Annotated in this window: 17 protein-coding genes; 11 read left to right on the top strand and 6 right to left on the bottom strand. The window is 74.4% G+C overall.

Going from position 1 to position 14,345, the window contains the following annotated elements; translation table 11 throughout:
• The coding region (locus HUW36_RS12505; RefSeq protein WP_174528308.1) for a class F sortase at positions 1-633 on the top strand (633 nt) is incomplete at its 5' end.
• 51 nt (positions 634-684) lie between these two features.
• On the opposite strand, the gene HUW36_RS12500 is transcribed toward HUW36_RS12505, so the two are convergent.
• The 3 genes from HUW36_RS12500 to HUW36_RS12490 are packed head-to-tail and all read right to left on the bottom strand — an operon-like array spanning position 685 to position 2,789.
• Positions 685-1,005, bottom strand: a complete 321-nt coding sequence (locus HUW36_RS12500) for an antibiotic biosynthesis monooxygenase family protein (protein WP_174528307.1) — start codon at positions 1,003-1,005, stop codon at positions 685-687.
• A gap of 28 nt (positions 1,006-1,033) precedes the next feature.
• A complete protein-coding gene (locus HUW36_RS12495; RefSeq protein WP_174528306.1) occupies positions 1,034-1,831 on the bottom strand; it encodes an exodeoxyribonuclease III in 798 nt (265 codons plus the stop codon).
• Between the two features lie 37 nt (positions 1,832-1,868).
• Positions 1,869-2,789 carry a proteasome assembly chaperone family protein gene (locus tag HUW36_RS12490; protein WP_174528305.1) on the bottom strand — a complete coding sequence of 307 codons (921 nt, stop codon included), beginning with the start codon at positions 2,787-2,789 and terminating at the stop codon, positions 1,869-1,871.
• A 392-nt stretch (positions 2,790-3,181) separates the two neighbouring features.
• Here HUW36_RS12490 and HUW36_RS12485 point away from each other — a divergent pair, with 392 nt between their 5' ends.
• The 3 genes from HUW36_RS12485 (at position 3,182) to HUW36_RS12475 (ending at position 5,065) form a co-directional block, all read left to right on the top strand.
• Positions 3,182-4,051 (top strand): peptidase M23, encoded by an 870-nt coding sequence (locus HUW36_RS12485; protein ID WP_174528304.1) that lies wholly within the window; start codon positions 3,182-3,184, stop codon positions 4,049-4,051.
• 92 nt (positions 4,052-4,143) lie between these two features.
• Entirely contained in the window at positions 4,144-4,293 is a 150-nt protein-coding gene (locus HUW36_RS12480; RefSeq protein ID WP_172967812.1) for a hypothetical protein, read from the top strand.
• Between the two features lie 37 nt (positions 4,294-4,330).
• Positions 4,331-5,065 carry an EcsC family protein gene (locus HUW36_RS12475; RefSeq protein WP_174528303.1) on the top strand — a complete coding sequence of 245 codons (735 nt, stop codon included), beginning with the start codon at positions 4,331-4,333 and terminating at the stop codon, positions 5,063-5,065.
• 16 nt (positions 5,066-5,081) lie between these two features.
• Here the strand turns inward: HUW36_RS12475 and HUW36_RS12470 are convergent, their stop codons facing one another.
• Together HUW36_RS12470 and HUW36_RS12465 are read right to left on the bottom strand one after the other, a co-directional pair.
• Positions 5,082-5,927 (bottom strand): GDSL-type esterase/lipase family protein, encoded by an 846-nt coding sequence (locus tag HUW36_RS12470; RefSeq protein WP_174528302.1) that lies wholly within the window; start codon positions 5,925-5,927, stop codon positions 5,082-5,084.
• A 133-nt stretch (positions 5,928-6,060) separates the two neighbouring features.
• Positions 6,061-6,660, bottom strand: coding sequence for an antibiotic biosynthesis monooxygenase (locus HUW36_RS12465; RefSeq protein ID WP_174528301.1), 600 nt, complete (start codon positions 6,658-6,660; stop codon positions 6,061-6,063).
• A 173-nt stretch (positions 6,661-6,833) separates the two neighbouring features.
• Between HUW36_RS12465 and HUW36_RS12460 the strand changes: the two genes are divergently transcribed.
• From HUW36_RS12460 to HUW36_RS12440, 5 genes are read left to right on the top strand one after another with little or no spacing between them, the layout of a single operon-like run.
• Positions 6,834-7,097, top strand: a complete 264-nt coding sequence (locus HUW36_RS12460) for a DUF6343 family protein (protein ID WP_174528300.1) — start codon at positions 6,834-6,836, stop codon at positions 7,095-7,097.
• A 12-nt stretch (positions 7,098-7,109) separates the two neighbouring features.
• On the top strand, positions 7,110-8,522 hold the full coding sequence (locus HUW36_RS12455) for an NADP-dependent succinic semialdehyde dehydrogenase (RefSeq protein ID WP_174528299.1): 1,413 nt from the start codon (positions 7,110-7,112) through the stop codon (positions 8,520-8,522).
• 41 nt (positions 8,523-8,563) lie between these two features.
• Entirely contained in the window at positions 8,564-9,529 is a 966-nt protein-coding gene (locus HUW36_RS12450) for a TIGR03885 family FMN-dependent LLM class oxidoreductase (RefSeq protein ID WP_174528298.1), read from the top strand.
• Positions 9,530-9,566: 37 nt separating this feature from the next.
• Positions 9,567-11,147: a Na+/H+ antiporter gene (locus HUW36_RS12445; protein WP_174528297.1), complete on the top strand. Its 1,581-nt coding sequence runs from the start codon at positions 9,567-9,569 to the stop codon at positions 11,145-11,147.
• On the top strand, positions 11,144-11,401 hold the full coding sequence (locus HUW36_RS12440; protein WP_174528296.1) for a UBP-type zinc finger domain-containing protein: 258 nt from the start codon (positions 11,144-11,146) through the stop codon (positions 11,399-11,401). The genes HUW36_RS12445 and HUW36_RS12440 overlap by 4 nt, the downstream gene beginning before the upstream one ends.
• Before the next feature lies 1 nt (position 11,402).
• Here HUW36_RS12440 and HUW36_RS12430 read toward each other — a convergent pair whose 3' ends face one another.
• Entirely contained in the window at positions 11,403-12,572 is a 1,170-nt protein-coding gene (locus HUW36_RS12430; protein ID WP_246248112.1) for an MFS transporter, read from the bottom strand.
• A 476-nt stretch (positions 12,573-13,048) separates the two neighbouring features.
• On the opposite strand from HUW36_RS12430, the gene HUW36_RS12425 reads away from it, so the two are divergent.
• Both HUW36_RS12425 and HUW36_RS12420 read left to right on the top strand, forming a co-directional pair.
• Positions 13,049-13,561 carry a GNAT family N-acetyltransferase gene (locus HUW36_RS12425; RefSeq protein WP_246248111.1) on the top strand — a complete coding sequence of 171 codons (513 nt, stop codon included), beginning with the start codon at positions 13,049-13,051 and terminating at the stop codon, positions 13,559-13,561.
• Between the two features lie 65 nt (positions 13,562-13,626).
• A partial coding sequence (locus HUW36_RS12420) for a hypothetical protein (protein WP_174528294.1) occupies positions 13,627-14,345 on the top strand: 719 nt, incomplete at its 3' end.

Raw genomic sequence — 14,345 nt, 5'->3', positions numbered from 1 at the left:
CGGGGACGGGAGCGGGGGCGGGGTCCCTGGTCGAAGCCGTTGGCCGTGGTGCTGGTGCTGGTCGGCGTGTTCGCCACCGGCGCCGGTCTCGGCCGGACCGCCGGGCCGTTCGACTGGACCGACGCGTCGGCCGGGTCGAGCCAACCGGCGCCCGCGTCGGCGCCGGCGCCGGTCCGGAAACCGGCAAGCCTGCCGGTCCGTCTGGCGGTGCCGGCCATCAAGGTCACCGCGCCGGTCACCCCGGTCGGCCAGGCGCGGGACGGTTCGGTGGACGTGCCGCCGCTGACCGAGCACAACCAGACCGGCTGGTACGACCGGGGAGCGGTCCCGGGTGAGCCGGGCCGGGCGATCATCGTCGGTCACGTCGACACCAAGAGCGGTCCGGCCGTGTTCTACCGGCTGCACAGCCTGAAGCCGGGCGCCCGGATCCAGGTGACCCGGTCGGACCGCACGGTGGTGACCTTCAAGGTCGACAGCGTCGAGTACTTCGACAAGGCGAACCTGCCGGCCGCCCGCGTCTACGGCGACTCCGGCCCGTCGGAGTTGCGCCTGATCACCTGCGGCGGCGAGTGGGTCGGCGGCCGCACCGGTTACGAGGACAACGTGATCGTCTTCGCCTCCCGCGTCCCCTGACCGCTCCCGCCCGCTCCCGGGCGCGGGCCGGCGCGGGGGAGGGGGAGGGGGTCAGGGGGTCGCGGGGACCTGGTGGACCACCTCGAACTCCAGCAGGGTGGCGCCGGTGGCGACGGGCCTGCGCGGTTCGGCGCCCTCGGGTGCCGCGTGCGCGGCTCGCGCCGGGCCCTGGGCCCAGGCCTGGTAGTCCGCCTCCGTCTCCCACCTCGTGTACACGAAGTAGCGGTTCTCCCCGGCCACCGGGCGGAGCAGCTCGAAGCCGAGGAAGCCGGGGGAGTTCTCCACCGCGCCGGCCCGGGCCGCGAACCGCTTCTCCAGCTCCGCGCCCGCGCCGGGCGGGACGTCGATCGCGTTGATCTTCACGACTGCCATGCGTCCACCCTAGCGAGCGGCCCGCCGGTCAGAACGCCTCGACGGCCGGCACCAGGTCGGCGTCGACCACGATCGGGGCGTGGTCGGAGGGGCCCTTGCCCTTGCGGGCCTCCCGGTCCACGTACGCCGAGCGGACCGCGCGGGCGACCGGCGCGGTGGCGTACACCAGGTCGATCCGCATGCCCTTGTTCTGGTGGAACATCCCGGCCCGGTAGTCCCAGTAGGTGAACGGGTGCGGCCCCTTCATCGGGGTGGGCACCACGTCCTCCAGGCCCAGGTCGCGCAGCGCCGCCAGGGCGTCCCGCTCGGCCGGGGTGACGTGGGTGGAGGTGGCGAACAGCGCCGGGTCCCACACGTCGGCGTCGGTCGGGGCGACGTTGAAGTCGCCGCAGACGGCGAGCGGGAGGGCGGCGGCCACCTCGGTCTCCAGCGCGTCGCGCAGCGCCGCGAACCAGGCCAACTTGTACGCGTAGTGCGGGTCGTCGGGGGCGCGGCCGTTCGGCACGTACACCGACCAGACCCGCAGGCCGTCGCAGGTGGCGGAGATGGCCCGGGCCTCCGGCTCGGGGAACCCGGGCTCGCCGGGGAACCCGACCGCGACGTCGGCCAGCCCGACCCGGGACAGCACAGCCACGCCGTTCCACCGGCCGTCGCTGTGGCTGGCCACCTCGTAACCCAGCTCGCCCACCTCGGCGACGGGGAACGCCCCGTCCGGGCACTTCGTCTCCTGGAGGCAGACGACGTCGGGTTTCGTGGTGGCCAGCCAGTCGAGCAGCCGGGGCAGGCGGGCCTTCACCGAGTTGACGTTCCAGGTCGCCAGGCGCATGTCTCCAGCCTGCCGCATCCCCGGCCGCCGCGCCGGGTCAGCGCTCCGGGGTGTCGCCCGGGTGGGTCTGCTCGGCGAGGAAGCGTTCCAGCTCGGCGCCCAGTTCGTCGGCGGTGGGCAGCGGCCCGGTCTCGGTGGCGAGCAGGCTCTTCTCGCCGCGCCCCCGGGCGAACGTGTCGTACTGCTCCTCCAGGGCCTGGACCAGCGTGGCCGCCTCCTCGGTCTGGGCGACCTGGCGGTCGATCTCCACCCGGACCACCTCGGCGGCGGTCCGCAGGCCGTCGCGGGGCAGCAGCAGGCCGGTGCCCCGGGACACGGCGGCGAGCAGCGCCTCGGCGGCGGCCGGGTACTCGGCCTGGGCGACGTAGTGCGGCACGTGCGCGGCGAAGCCGAGGGCGTCGCGGCCCTGCTCGCCGAGGCGGTATTCCAGCAGGTGCCCGACGCTGGCCGGTACCTGCACCTTCTGCAGCCACGGCTCGTGCCCGGCGATCAGCTCCGGCCGGGTGGCGTGCGCGGTGACGCCGCTGGGCCGGGTGTGCGGGACGGCCATCGGGATCGAGTTGAGCCCGACCGTGAGCCGGACGTCGAGGCGGGCCGACAGCCCGGCGACGGCGGCCACGAACCGTTCCCACTGGAGGTCCGGCTCGGGGCCGGTGAGCAGCAGGAAGGGCGTCTCGTCGTCGTCGTGCAGCAGGTGCAGCTCCAGCGCCGGGGCGTCGTAGTCGGCCCAGTGGTCCTCGACGAAGGTCATCACCGGCCGGCGGGAGCGGTAGTCGAAGAGCTGGTCGACGTCGAAGCGGGCGATCACCCGGGTGTCCAGCGAGGTGAGCAGCTGCTCCCGAGCCAGTCGGGAAGCGCTGCCGGCGTCGACGAAGCCGGTGAGCGCCTGGATCAGCACCGGCTGGCCGAGGTCGGGCAGCTCGTCGGTGAGTTCGTAGAGCTCGTGTGGGTCGAGCACCGGTGGGGTCCTCCCTGTCGACGCGTACGGAGGCGCCGTGCGCACGGAGCCCCCGCTTCGGCCAACGTACCGGGGGGTGTGGTCCATTCCGTTACGGACCGGTCCGCTGCCCGGATGGTGATCACAATTCGGCCACGCGCCGGTTCGGTGGGCCCACCACCCCATCGTCCGAACGGACGAGTTAGTCGATCAACGCCGGGGAGGTGGGCGGCTGCGAGGTTCCTGCCCTCGCCACCCGCGCTCACGACGGACCGGAGGTTGGCCCGTTTCGCGGGTTCTGACCACAAGTGGGGAGTTATGTACGGCGATGTCGGGCAGATCCGGACCAAAGTGTGGCGAGGGCCACCCTTTAGGCCTGGGTGATCCCGGTTTGCCCTGCCTAGCCTCGTCGGATGCGTGACGACGGCACCCTCGACGACCCGAACGGCCCCGGCCGCCCGGCTGACCGTTCGGACGATACCCCCTCGACCGATCCGACAACCTCCTGCTCGCCGGCGACCGCCGGCACCTGGCGTACCCGTTTCCGGGCTCTGCGCACCCCCCTGGCCCCCCGGCCCGGCCGGACGAAGCTCGCGGTCGCCACCGGCGCGGCCTGCTGTCTCGGCCTGGTCGGCGTCAGTCAGGTGGGCTTCGGCGCCCCCGAGCGCGCCCCGTCCCCGGCCCCCGTGGCCGAGGCCGCCGAGCGGGCGGCGGTGGACGCCGCCTCGCGCGGCATGGCCCGGCCCAGCACCGCGCCGACCACCCCGAGCGCCACCCCGTCCCCGACCGTCACGGCCAAGGCGAAGCCGAAGGCCAAGCCGAAGCCGAAGCCGAAGCCGCGGCGGATCGTCCCGGTCGCCGGCCTGACCCGGACCCAGATGGACAACGCCACGCAGATCGTGCGGGCCGGCCGGGAGATGGGCGTGCCGCGCCGGGCGCTGGTCATCGCGGTGGCCACCGCGATGCAGGAGAGCACCCTGCTCAACTACGCCAGCGGCGTGCTGCCCGAGTCGCAGGAGTACCCGCACCAGGCCATCGGCTGGGACCACGACTCGGTCGGGCTGTTCCAGCAGCGGCCGAGCAGCGGCTGGGGCACGGTCGCCGAGCTGATGGACCCCGAGTACGCGACCAAGGCGTTCCTCTCCGCCCTGGAGGAGATCCCCGGCTGGCAGGACATGCCGCTCTCGGTCGCCGCCCAGGCGGTCCAGATCTCCGCGTTCCCCGACGCGTACGCGCAGCACGAGTGGCGGGCCGGCGAGGTGGTGGCGGAGATCCTCGGCTGAGCGGTGTGGACGGTTGCCGGACAGCCCGTCCGGGTATCAGGGACTTGCCGGTTCCGGGTACACATGATGGGGACCGCGGACAGGAGGACGTCATGTCGCTGATGCAACGGATCACCGCCTTCCTACGGTCGCCACGCGGCCAGCAGCTGGTCGACCGCGGTCGGCGGGAGATGGCCAAGCCGGAGAACCAGGCCCGGCTACGGCAGATCGCCACCCGGCTGTCGTCGAACCGCCGGCGCTGACCCGCCCACCCCCGCCGAACGAGCCCCGGAGCCCCTCGTGACCGACCCCGCCCCCGTCGACGGGCAGCGCAACGCCGCCCCGGTCCCACCGGTGGACGCGCCCGAGGCGCCCCCGGCCTCCCTCTGGGACCGGATGCGCGAGGACCCGCAGTACGCGCCGGAGCACCTGGCCCTGGAGGCGGTGCGCCGGCTCGGCCCGGAGGCCGCCCAGTGGGCCGCCCGGGAGCGGGCGCTGCGGCCGGACGCCCCGGCCGAGCACCTGGCCGACCAGGCGGTCCGCAGGTTCGTCAATTACGCCCGGCTCTCCGGCGCGGTCTCCGGCGCCGCCGGGCTGCCCGGCGCCGTCATCGACGTCGGCGTGCTGGCCTGGACCCAGGCCCGGCTGGTGCTGCACGTGGCCGCCGCCTACGGCGCCGACCCGACGCACACCGACCGGGCGACGGACCTGCTGGTGCTCCAGCGCGTGCACAAGGTCGCCGAGACCGCCCGGCTGGCGCTCGGTGTGGCCGCGGGCCGGGAGCGGGCCGGCGCGTTGTTCGGCTCGGCCGGCGACCGGGCGCTGGGTCGGGTGATGCTCCAGCTCGGGGTGCGGCTGGCCCGGATGGCCGGCGTGCGTGCCGCCAAGCGGATGTTCGCCAAGGTCGTCCCGGGCGCCGCCATCGTGCTCGGCACCTGGGCCAACTCCTCGGCCACCAAGGAACTCGCCGACCGGGCCCGGGAGCTCTACCGCGACGCCGGGCCCCGCCAACTGCCCGGCCCGCGCCAACCCTGACCGCCGGTCGGGCCGGTCAGTCGTTGTTCCAGCCGGAGGCGTTCCAGGCCACCTCGGCCAGCCGGCCCTGCCCGGCGGCGTTGGGGTGGAACCAGTCCAGCGCGTTGACCTGGTCCAGGTCGAACCGGTGCCGGTGGACCGCGCCCCCGTCCCAGCGGCAGCGCGACCCGTAGGCCCGGCAGGCGGCGCGCAGCTGCGCGTCGTACGCCTCGATCCGTTCCCGGACCCGGGTCCGGCGCGCGACGGCGGCGGGCGCGGTCGACGTGGCGTCGGCCAGCAGCGCCGGGCAGACGCCACGCGACCAGGCCCGCACCGCGCGCGGCTCGGTGTGCCCGAGCTGCCAGAGCCGGTGCAGGTCCGGGACGCTGACCACCAGCACCCGGGCCTTCGGTCGGCCCTTGCGCAGCACGGCCAGCGCGGTGTCGACCTGGTCCCGGAAGGTGGCGGTCGGCGTCATCGCGTCGACGTCGTCGCGGCAGGCGTCGTTGGCCCCGATCAGCACGGTGACCAGGTCGGCCCGGTCGCGTACCGCGGCCCGGGCCTGGTCGGCCAGCCCGGCCGCGCGGGCGCCCGGCACCGCCCGGTTGTACGCCCGCAGCGCCGGCGCGTCCGCGCGCAACCGCCGGTAGACGCTCTCCACCCGCAGGCTGTCCCCGGTCGACCAGGAGTTGCGTTCGCAGCTCACCAGCACCAGGCAGGAACCGAAGCCGGTGCTGATCGAGTCGCCCAACGCGGTCAGCACCCGGGGACCGCCGGGGCGGGGCGGGTCGGTCGGGCGGGGCGACGCCGAGCCGGAGCCGTCACAGGCCAGTGCGACAAGCGCCGCGAGGCAGGCCAGCGCGGCGATCCAACGTCGAGGCATTCAGGTCCCCCGTCCGGCGGCACCAACGGGCCCGTCGACCCTATGCGCCTCGACCGTCCGTCTGGGAGATCTGTCGCCTTTCTGCCATCGACGACCGTCGTTCACACGGGTGTGGTGCGACCCGATCGTGAACTCACCGGCGCCACGGCGTGGGCAGGCCGTGCAGCCACCAGTGCAGCGCCCGGGTGATGCGCGGCAGCACCAGGTACGTCATCAGCGGGGTCAGGACCAGCGTCATCAGCAGCGTCCGCCCGGCCAGCGGCACGTCGGCGAGGAACCGGGCGGTCAGCAGCGTGGCGGTGAGGCTGAGCGGGAAGAACGCCAGCCAGATGGTGACCGCCTGCTTCCACCGCGGCGGCGCGGCCGGCGGCAGCGGTTCCGCCTCGCCGAACGTCTCCACCACGTGGTCCACCGGCGGGTCGAACCAGCCCTCGATGCCGGTGCGGCGCTCCACCCGGGTGTGCTCGACGATGCCCTGGGCCGAACTGAGCCACCAGTGCCGCTGCGGCGAGTCCTCCCAGCCGCGCAGCGTGTCCGCGTCGGCGAAGCGGTACATCACGTGCCACTCGGCGGAACCGGGCGCGCTGCGGACGAAGCCGGCGCCGAGGAAGCCGGGGAAGCTCTCCGCGAGCGCCGTGCCGGCCCGCATCCACGCCACCATCTCGCCGGTACGCGCCGGGTCGGCGCGCCGCGAGACCGCGACGGTCACGGGTACGGCCTGCGTCGTGGTCATGCCCATCCTCTCCACCGCCGCGGGATCTCCGTCGGCACCGGCAGACCGATGTAACGCACCCGCCCGGTGGCGCCATCCACCGCGTACCCGCTCCGTGTCCCGGATCACCGGCCCGCCGGCGCCGCCGCGCGCCCCACCGGTTAGCCCCGGCCGTGCCGGGGTAGCCGGGAGGAATGACCCGATCACAGCCCCGCCGCGCCCGTGGCACGGTCGGCCACGCGAACAGCGCGCTCAACCTGCGCCTGGTGCTGGCCCTGTTCGGTCTCGTGGTGATGGCCGTCTTCGCGGTGCTCGCGTTCGCCGCCGACGTGGCCTGGCTGGGCGTCGTCTGCGCCGTCCTCGCCGTGGTGGCCGTGGTCGACCTGGTCGTGATCCAGCGCCGCCGCGCCGCCCGCCGCCGGGAGGAGCCGGGCGTGCGGCACTCGCTGTTCGAGTGACAGGAGTACGAGATGCCCATCGCCACCACCAATCCCGCCACCGGACAGGTGCTCAAGACGTACGACGCCATGTCGGACGAACAGATCGACGCCGCCATCGAGCGGGCCCACCTCGCGTACCGGCAGTTGCGGGACACCACCATCGCCCAGCGGGCCCGGTGGCTGCTGGCCGCCGCCGACCTGCTCGACGCCGAGCGGGACGAGACCGCCCGGCTGATGACCACCGAGATGGGCAAGACGTACGCCGCCGCGAAGGCGGAGGTCACCAAGTGCGCCGCCGCCTGCCGCTTCTACGCCGAGAACGCGCCGAGGATGCTCGCCGACGAGCCGGCCGACGCCGCCGCGGTCAAGGCGAAGCGGGCGTACGTCCGCTACCAGCCGATCGGGCCGGTGCTCGCGGTGATGCCGTGGAACTTCCCGCTCTGGCAGGTGATGCGCTTCGCCGCGCCGGCCCTGATGGCCGGCAACACCGGCCTGCTCAAGCACGCCTCCAACGTGCCGCAGACCGCGCTCTACCTGGAGGACGTGTTCCGCCGGGCAGGGTTCGGAGAGGGCGCGTTCACCACGCTGCTGGTCGGCTCCGACGCGGTGGACCGGATCCTCAGCGACCCGCGGGTGCGCGCCGCCACGCTGACCGGCAGCGAGCCGGCCGGCCGGTCCATCGCCCAGATCGCCGGCCGCGAGATCAAGAAGACCGTGCTGGAACTCGGCGGCAGTGACCCGTTCGTGGTGATGCCCTCGGCCGACCTGGACAAGGCGGCCGAGGTGGCCACCACCGCCCGCTGCCAGAACAACGGCCAGTCCTGCATCGCCGCCAAACGGTTCATCGTGCACACCGACGTCTTCGACGCGTTCGCCGAGAAGTTCGCCGCCCGGATGTCGGCGCTGCGGGTCGGCGACCCGATGGACGACGACACCGACGTCGGCCCGCTGGCCAGCGAGCGCGGCCGCGACGAGGTGCACGACCAGGTGACCGACGCCGTCGAGCAGGGCGCCACCGTGCTGTGCGGCGGCGAGAAGCCGGCCGGGGACGGCTGGTTCTACCCGCCGACAGTGGTCACCGACCTGCGCCCGGAGATGCGGATGTGGGGCGAGGAGGTGTTCGGCCCGGTCGCCGGCCTCTACCGGGTCGGCTCGTACGACGAGGCGATCGAGGTGGCCAACGGCACCAGCTTCGGCCTCGGTTCCAACGCCTGGACCACCGACCCGGCCGAGCAGGAACGCTTCGCCGAGGACCTGGACGCCGGCAACGTCTTCATCAACGGCATGACCACGTCCTATCCGGAGCTGCCGTTCGGCGGCGTGAAGAACTCCGGCTACGGCCGGGAGCTGTCCGCCCTGGGCATGCGGGAGTTCTGCAACACCAAGACGGTGTGGATCGGCGAGGGCGAGGCCGGCGCGGGCGCCGGCGCGCACGCCGAGTAGCCACGGTTGACCGGACGCCGTCATGGGTAGGAGTGCTGCCCATGACGGCGTTCGGCTTCCACGCATCCCATGAACAGATCCACCCGGCGAAGCTGCTGGAGGCGGTGATCCACGCCGAGCGCGCCGGCTTCGACGCCGCGATGTGCTCCGACCACTTCTCGCCCTGGAGCGAGCGGCAGGGCCAGTCCGGCTTCGCCTGGTCCTGGCTCGGCGCCGCGCTCCAGGCCACCAACCTGTCCTTCGGCGTGGTCAACGCGCCCGGCCAGCGCTACCACCCGGCGATCATCGCGCAGGCCATCGGCACGCTCGGCGCGATGTATCCGGGCCGCTTCTGGGCGGCGCTGGGCACCGGTGAGGCCAGCAACGAGCACATCACCGGCGACGTGTGGCCGCGTAAGGAGCTGCGCAACGCCCGGCTGCGCGAGTGCGTCGACGTGATCCGGGCGCTGCTGGCCGGCGAGGAGGTCAGCCACGACGGCCTGGTCACGGTGGACCGGGCGAAGCTGTGGACCCGGCCCGAGGAGCCGCCCGCGCTGGTCGGCGCCGCGGTCAGCGTCGCCACCGCCCGCTGGTGCGCGGAGTGGGCCGACGGCCTGATCACCGTCAACGCCCCGGTGGAGCACCTGCGGCAGATGATCGACGCCTACCGGGACGCGGGCGGGCGCGGGCCGCTGCACCTGCAGGTGCACGTCAGCTGGGCGCCCGAGCAGGCCGAGGCCGAGGCGATCGCGTACGAGCAGTGGCGCAGCAACGTCTTCGCGCCGCCGGTCTGCTGGGACCTGGAGACGGCTGAGCACTTCGACGTGGCCAGCGCCGACGTGCCGATGGCGAAGGTGGCCGAGACCGTCAACGTCTCCGCCGACCTCGGCCGGCACGTCGGCTGGCTGGAGGAGTACGTGGCGCTGGGCTTCGACCAGATCGCCCTGCACCACGTCGGGCAGGAGCAGCGGGCGTTCCTCGACGCGTTCGGCGCGGAGGTGCTGCCGAAGGTGCGCGGGGGCGCGTGATCGGCCACCGGCGCGGGGACGCCTAGGCTCTGACCCCATGGAAGCTCTGTTCGAGGTCGTGGTCTTCCTGGCCATCGCGACCTTCGGCGCGGCGCTGGCCCGGCGACTCGGGCTGCTCGCACCGATCCTGCTGGTCGTGCTCGGTCTCGCGCTGTCCTTCCTGCCGTTCTTCCCGCACGTGCGGCTGGACCCGGACCTGGTGCTGGTCGGCATCCTGCCGCCGCTGCTCTACGTGGCGGCGGTGAACACGTCGGTACCGGCGTTCCGGCTCAACCTGAGGCCGATCCTGCTGCTCGCCGTCGGGCTGGTGATCTTCACCGCGTTCGTCGTGGGCACCGTGGTGCACCTGTTCCTGCCCGACCTGCCGTACGCGATCTGCCTGGCGCTCGGCGCGGTGGTGGCGCCGCCCGACGCGGTCGCCGCCACCGCGGTGGCGCGCCGGGTCGGCCTGCCCCGGCGGGTCGTCACCATCCTGGAGGGCGAGAGCCTGGTCAACGACGCCACCGCGCTGGTGCTGCTGCGGGTGGCGATCGTCGCCGCCACCGCCAGTGCCGGCGGGGTCAGCTTCGGGTACGTGGCCCGGGAGGTGGTGGTCGCCACCGGCGGCGGTGTCCTCGTCGGGCTGCTCGGCGTGGTCGTCTTCGGCTACCTGCACAAGCGCACCACCGACCCGGTGCTGGACAACGCGCTGTCGCTGATCGTCCCGTTCGCGGTGGTGTACGCCGCCGAGGAGATCCACGCCTCCGGCGTGGTCGCGGTGGTGGTCACCGGCCTCGGCATCGGGCACAAGCTGCCGCTGCTCATGTCGGCCGCGTCCCGGCTCCAGGTGACCGCGTTCTGGCGGCTGATCCAGTTCCTCCTGGAAGGGCTGGTGTTCCTGCTGGTCGGCCTGCAACTGCCCGAGGTGCTGCGCGACCTCGACGAGCCGATCGGCTCGCTGGCGGCGATCACCGCCGCGGTGCTGGCCACCGTCTTCCTGGCCCGGTTCGTCTGGCTCTTCCCGGCCACCTACCTGGCCCGGCTGGTGCCCCGCGTGCGGCAGCGCGACCCCGCGCCGCCGGTGCAGTTCCCGATCGTCATCGGCTGGGCGGGCATGCGCGGCGTGGTGACGCTCGCCGCCGCGCTGGGCCTGCCGCTCACCCTCGCCGACGACCGGCCGTACCCGCGGGCCCTGCTGATCTGGCTGGCGTTCGCGGTGATCGTGGCGACCCTGGTCGGCCAGGGCGCCACGCTGCCGTGGCTGGCCCGGCGGCTGCGGCTGCCGCCGGACGACCCGGTGCAGGACGCGCTCTCCGCCGCCGGGGTGCAGCAGCAGGCCAGCCGGGCCGCCCGGGAGCGGCTCGACGCGCTGGCCGAGGGCGCGCCGGAGGCGGTGGTGGAGCGGCTGCGCGGGTTGACCACGTCCCGTGCCAACGTGGCCTGGGAACGGCTCGGCGGCACCGAGCGGGAGACCCCCTCCCAGGCGTACGCGCGGCTGCGACAGGAGATGATCGACGCCGAGCGGGAGGTGTTCCGCGCCGCCCGCGACTCCGGCCGGATTCCCGAGGAGGTGCTCACCCGCGCCTATCGTGATCTGGACCTGGAAGAGTCCCTGCTGCGACAGGAGGTCGACGAATGAGCTGCCAGCACCTGACCGAGCCGGGCGGGGCCGAGCCGAGCACCACCACCGAGTGCCCCGACTGCGTGGCCGTCGGCAACGACGACTGGGTGCACCTGCGCGCCTGCCTGAGCTGCGGGCACGTGGGATGTTGCGACTCGTCGCCGTACCAGCACGCCACGAAGCACTTCGAGAGCAGCGGGCACCCGGTGATGCGCTCGGTGCAGCCGGGCGAGTCGTGGCGCTGGTGCTTCGTCGACGAGGAGATCGGCTGACTCAGCCGACCCGGCGGGCCAGCACCTGCCCGGGCCAGGGCGCCCGCCCCGGCCGCTGGACCGTGAACGGGTCGGTGGCGGTGAAGCCGCACCCCTCGTAGAAGCGCACCAGCGCCCGGTCCGGGCTCCGGAAGCAGTCCACCCGCAGCAGACCGACGCCGCGGTCGCGGGCCAGCTCCGCCGCGTGCGCCAGCAGCCGCGCGCCGACCCCGCGACCCGCGTACGCCCGGTCGGTGACCAGCAGGTTCACGTACAGCTCCGGTTCGGTGGGCGGCGGCACGTACTCCGTCGCCGCGCCCACCACCAGCCCCGCCCGGCGCAGCTTGCGGGCGGCCGGGGCGGCGGTGTCGGCGCCCCCGCTGAGCCGGACCGCCAGCAACACGGTGAGCAGCGTGTTGACGAGCAGCACCGCCGACACCACCGGGGGCGGCGCGCCGGCCTGGCCGACCGTCCACAGCGGCACGACAAGCGTGAGCACGGTCAGGTGCGTGCCGAGCAGGGCCGACGCGCCGCTCACCGCGAGGAACCGCCCGTCCCGCAGCGATCCGCCCCGCCGCGTCGCGCCGGTCACCCGCCGCGCACCGCCACCGGCCCGCTGCCGTGGCACCCGCAGCAGCAGCGCCGCCGAGAGCAGGTAGGTGGCGACGTTCCCGACCACCAGGACCTGGTACGCCCGGTGGGTGTCCACGGCCAACGCGATCCCGGCCAGCGCGGTGCCGGCGGTGATGCCCAGGTTGGCCACCGCGCGCAGCGTCGCGAACGCGTGCACCCGCCCCGTCGGGCCGCCGACGGCGGCGACGAGCGCCGCCCGTACCGCCAGGTTCCCGGTGGACAGCAGCGCCTCCGGCACGGCCACGATCAGGAACGTGGTGAGCGAGTCGACGAGCAGGTACGCCGCCGCGGCGAACGCCTGACCGACCTGGAGCGCGGCCCGCAGCGCACGCGGGTCCCAGCGGTCCGCCAGCCCGCCCAGCGGCACGCTCGCGGTCAGCCCGACCAGGCCGGCGACGGTCAGCCCCACGCCGACCGAGGTGGCGGAGAGCCCCACGTCGCGGGTCAGGTAGAGCGCCCCGCCGGCCACCCAGAGCCCGGTGCCGACGGTGTTGGCCAGCGTGGCGAGCGCCAGGGTGCGCAGCGGTCCGGGCGGCGGGAACGGCGAGACGCGTCCCATCAGCGCCGGACGGACGTCGCCGCGCAGGGTTCGGTGGCCGGGTGGCGTCGACTGCGGGTCATGGGCCCGACGCTAGACACGACCACGTCGCGTCGGAGTCCCGCCCGGGGCGAGGTCGGTCACATCGCGCTCGTGGTGACCGGCCGCGGTCGGAGGTCCGGCATCGTCCTGGCGTGCGCGTATCCGACATGGGCGTCCCGCGCGCATCCCGGCGCCGGGCGCGTCGTCGCAGGCACGACGATGCCGCCGAGTGCGACATACCGCTGAGTCATGAATATGACCAGGCGGTATATCGCCCGGCTGCCCGGCTGCCCGGCTGCCCGGCTGCCCGGCTGCCTGGCTGCCCGGCTGCCGCGGTCGGTTCCGGCGAGGTCCGTCGCGTGCCGGTGCGCAGGTCGCCCGGGCCGCGGCACGGCAGGATGACATGCCGGAGAAATCTGCTCGCCTCGCCCGGCCCGCTCTGCCAGGGTCGGGCCGTGGACGCGAGCAGGACCGCCCGGGCCGACGAGCTGGCCGAGGTGCAGCGGATCGAGGTGGCCTCGGGCGCACCGTTCCGGGAGATCGGCATGACCCGGGTGGCCGACATGCCGCCGCTGCCGCTGGAGGCGCTCGCCGCCGGGCAACGCGCCGGCCGGCTGCGGGTGGCGGTCGACGCGGCGGACCGCCCGGTCGCGTTCGCGCTCGTCGACCTCGTCGACGGTGCGGCGCACGTACAGCAGCTCAGCGTCGACCCCGCGTACGCCCGGCGCGGAATCGGCCGGGGCCTGCTCGACGACGTGGCGCGGTGGGCGGCGGCGGCGCGGCTGCCGGCGTTGACGCTGACCACGTTCCGGTCGGTGCCGTGGAACGGGCCGTACTACGCGCGCTGCGGATTCCGCGAGCTGGACGCCTCCGCACTGACGCCGGGGCTGATCGCGCTGCTGGTCGCCGAGGCGGCGCTCGGGCTCGATCCGGCCGACCGGGTCGCGATGCGCCGGGCGGTCGGCTGACCCGGTGGCCGCCACCGTCCGGAGCGGGGTGGCGGGATCGACGTGCGACACGGTTTCCTGATCGGGTGAGACGACGACTGCTCGGCGGCGCGCTGACCGCGTTGCTCCTGGGCGTGGCCGCCTGCGCCGGACCGGACGGGTCCGCGGCAACCGGCCGCTCGCCGATCGAGACGCCACGGGACCTCGCCGCCGTGGCCGAGCGGTTGGACCTGCTGTCGCAGCGGATCGGCGGCACCCCGAGGCAGCGCACCGCCGGTGAGGTCCTGCAGTACCACGCGTACCAGGATCCGGTACGCCGCTGCATGGCGGCTGCCGGCCACCGCTACGAGCCGCCGCCGTTCGTGGATCCCTACCGGGGACGCACGGTGATCCACATGGGCCTCGGCACCGGATGGTGGCTGGCGCCGCTCGGCGGGGAGCGCCTCGGCGTCACCGACACCGCCGAGCTGGCCGGTCCGGATCCCGAGCAGTGGCCGAGCGCACCGGCCGACCAGGAGAGCTTCCAGTCCGCACTCAGCGGGTGCATCCCGGTGGCCACGCCCGAGGTGAACTTTCCGCCCGCGTACGGACCGCTCGCGGAGCGGTTCGACCGCATGGTGGGGCGCGTCTCCCACGACCGCCGGGTCCGGGCCGCAGGTGCGGGCTACCCGGACTGCATGGCCCGGGGCGGCTTCCCGGTCGGGAACCAGCCGGAGCTGTTCGAACTGATCTCCGCGCGGCGCGGCGACGCCCGGCCGCCGGCGCCGGGCGCCCCACCCGACGCGCGCTGGGCGGCACTGGTGGC

It is taken from the genome of Micromonospora maritima, from assembly GCF_902825405.1.
GTDB classification, from domain to species: domain Bacteria; phylum Actinomycetota; class Actinomycetes; order Mycobacteriales; family Micromonosporaceae; genus Micromonospora; species Micromonospora maritima.
Note: the sequence above shows the minus strand (reverse complement) of the source record. Positions and strands in the feature narration are given on the sequence as shown.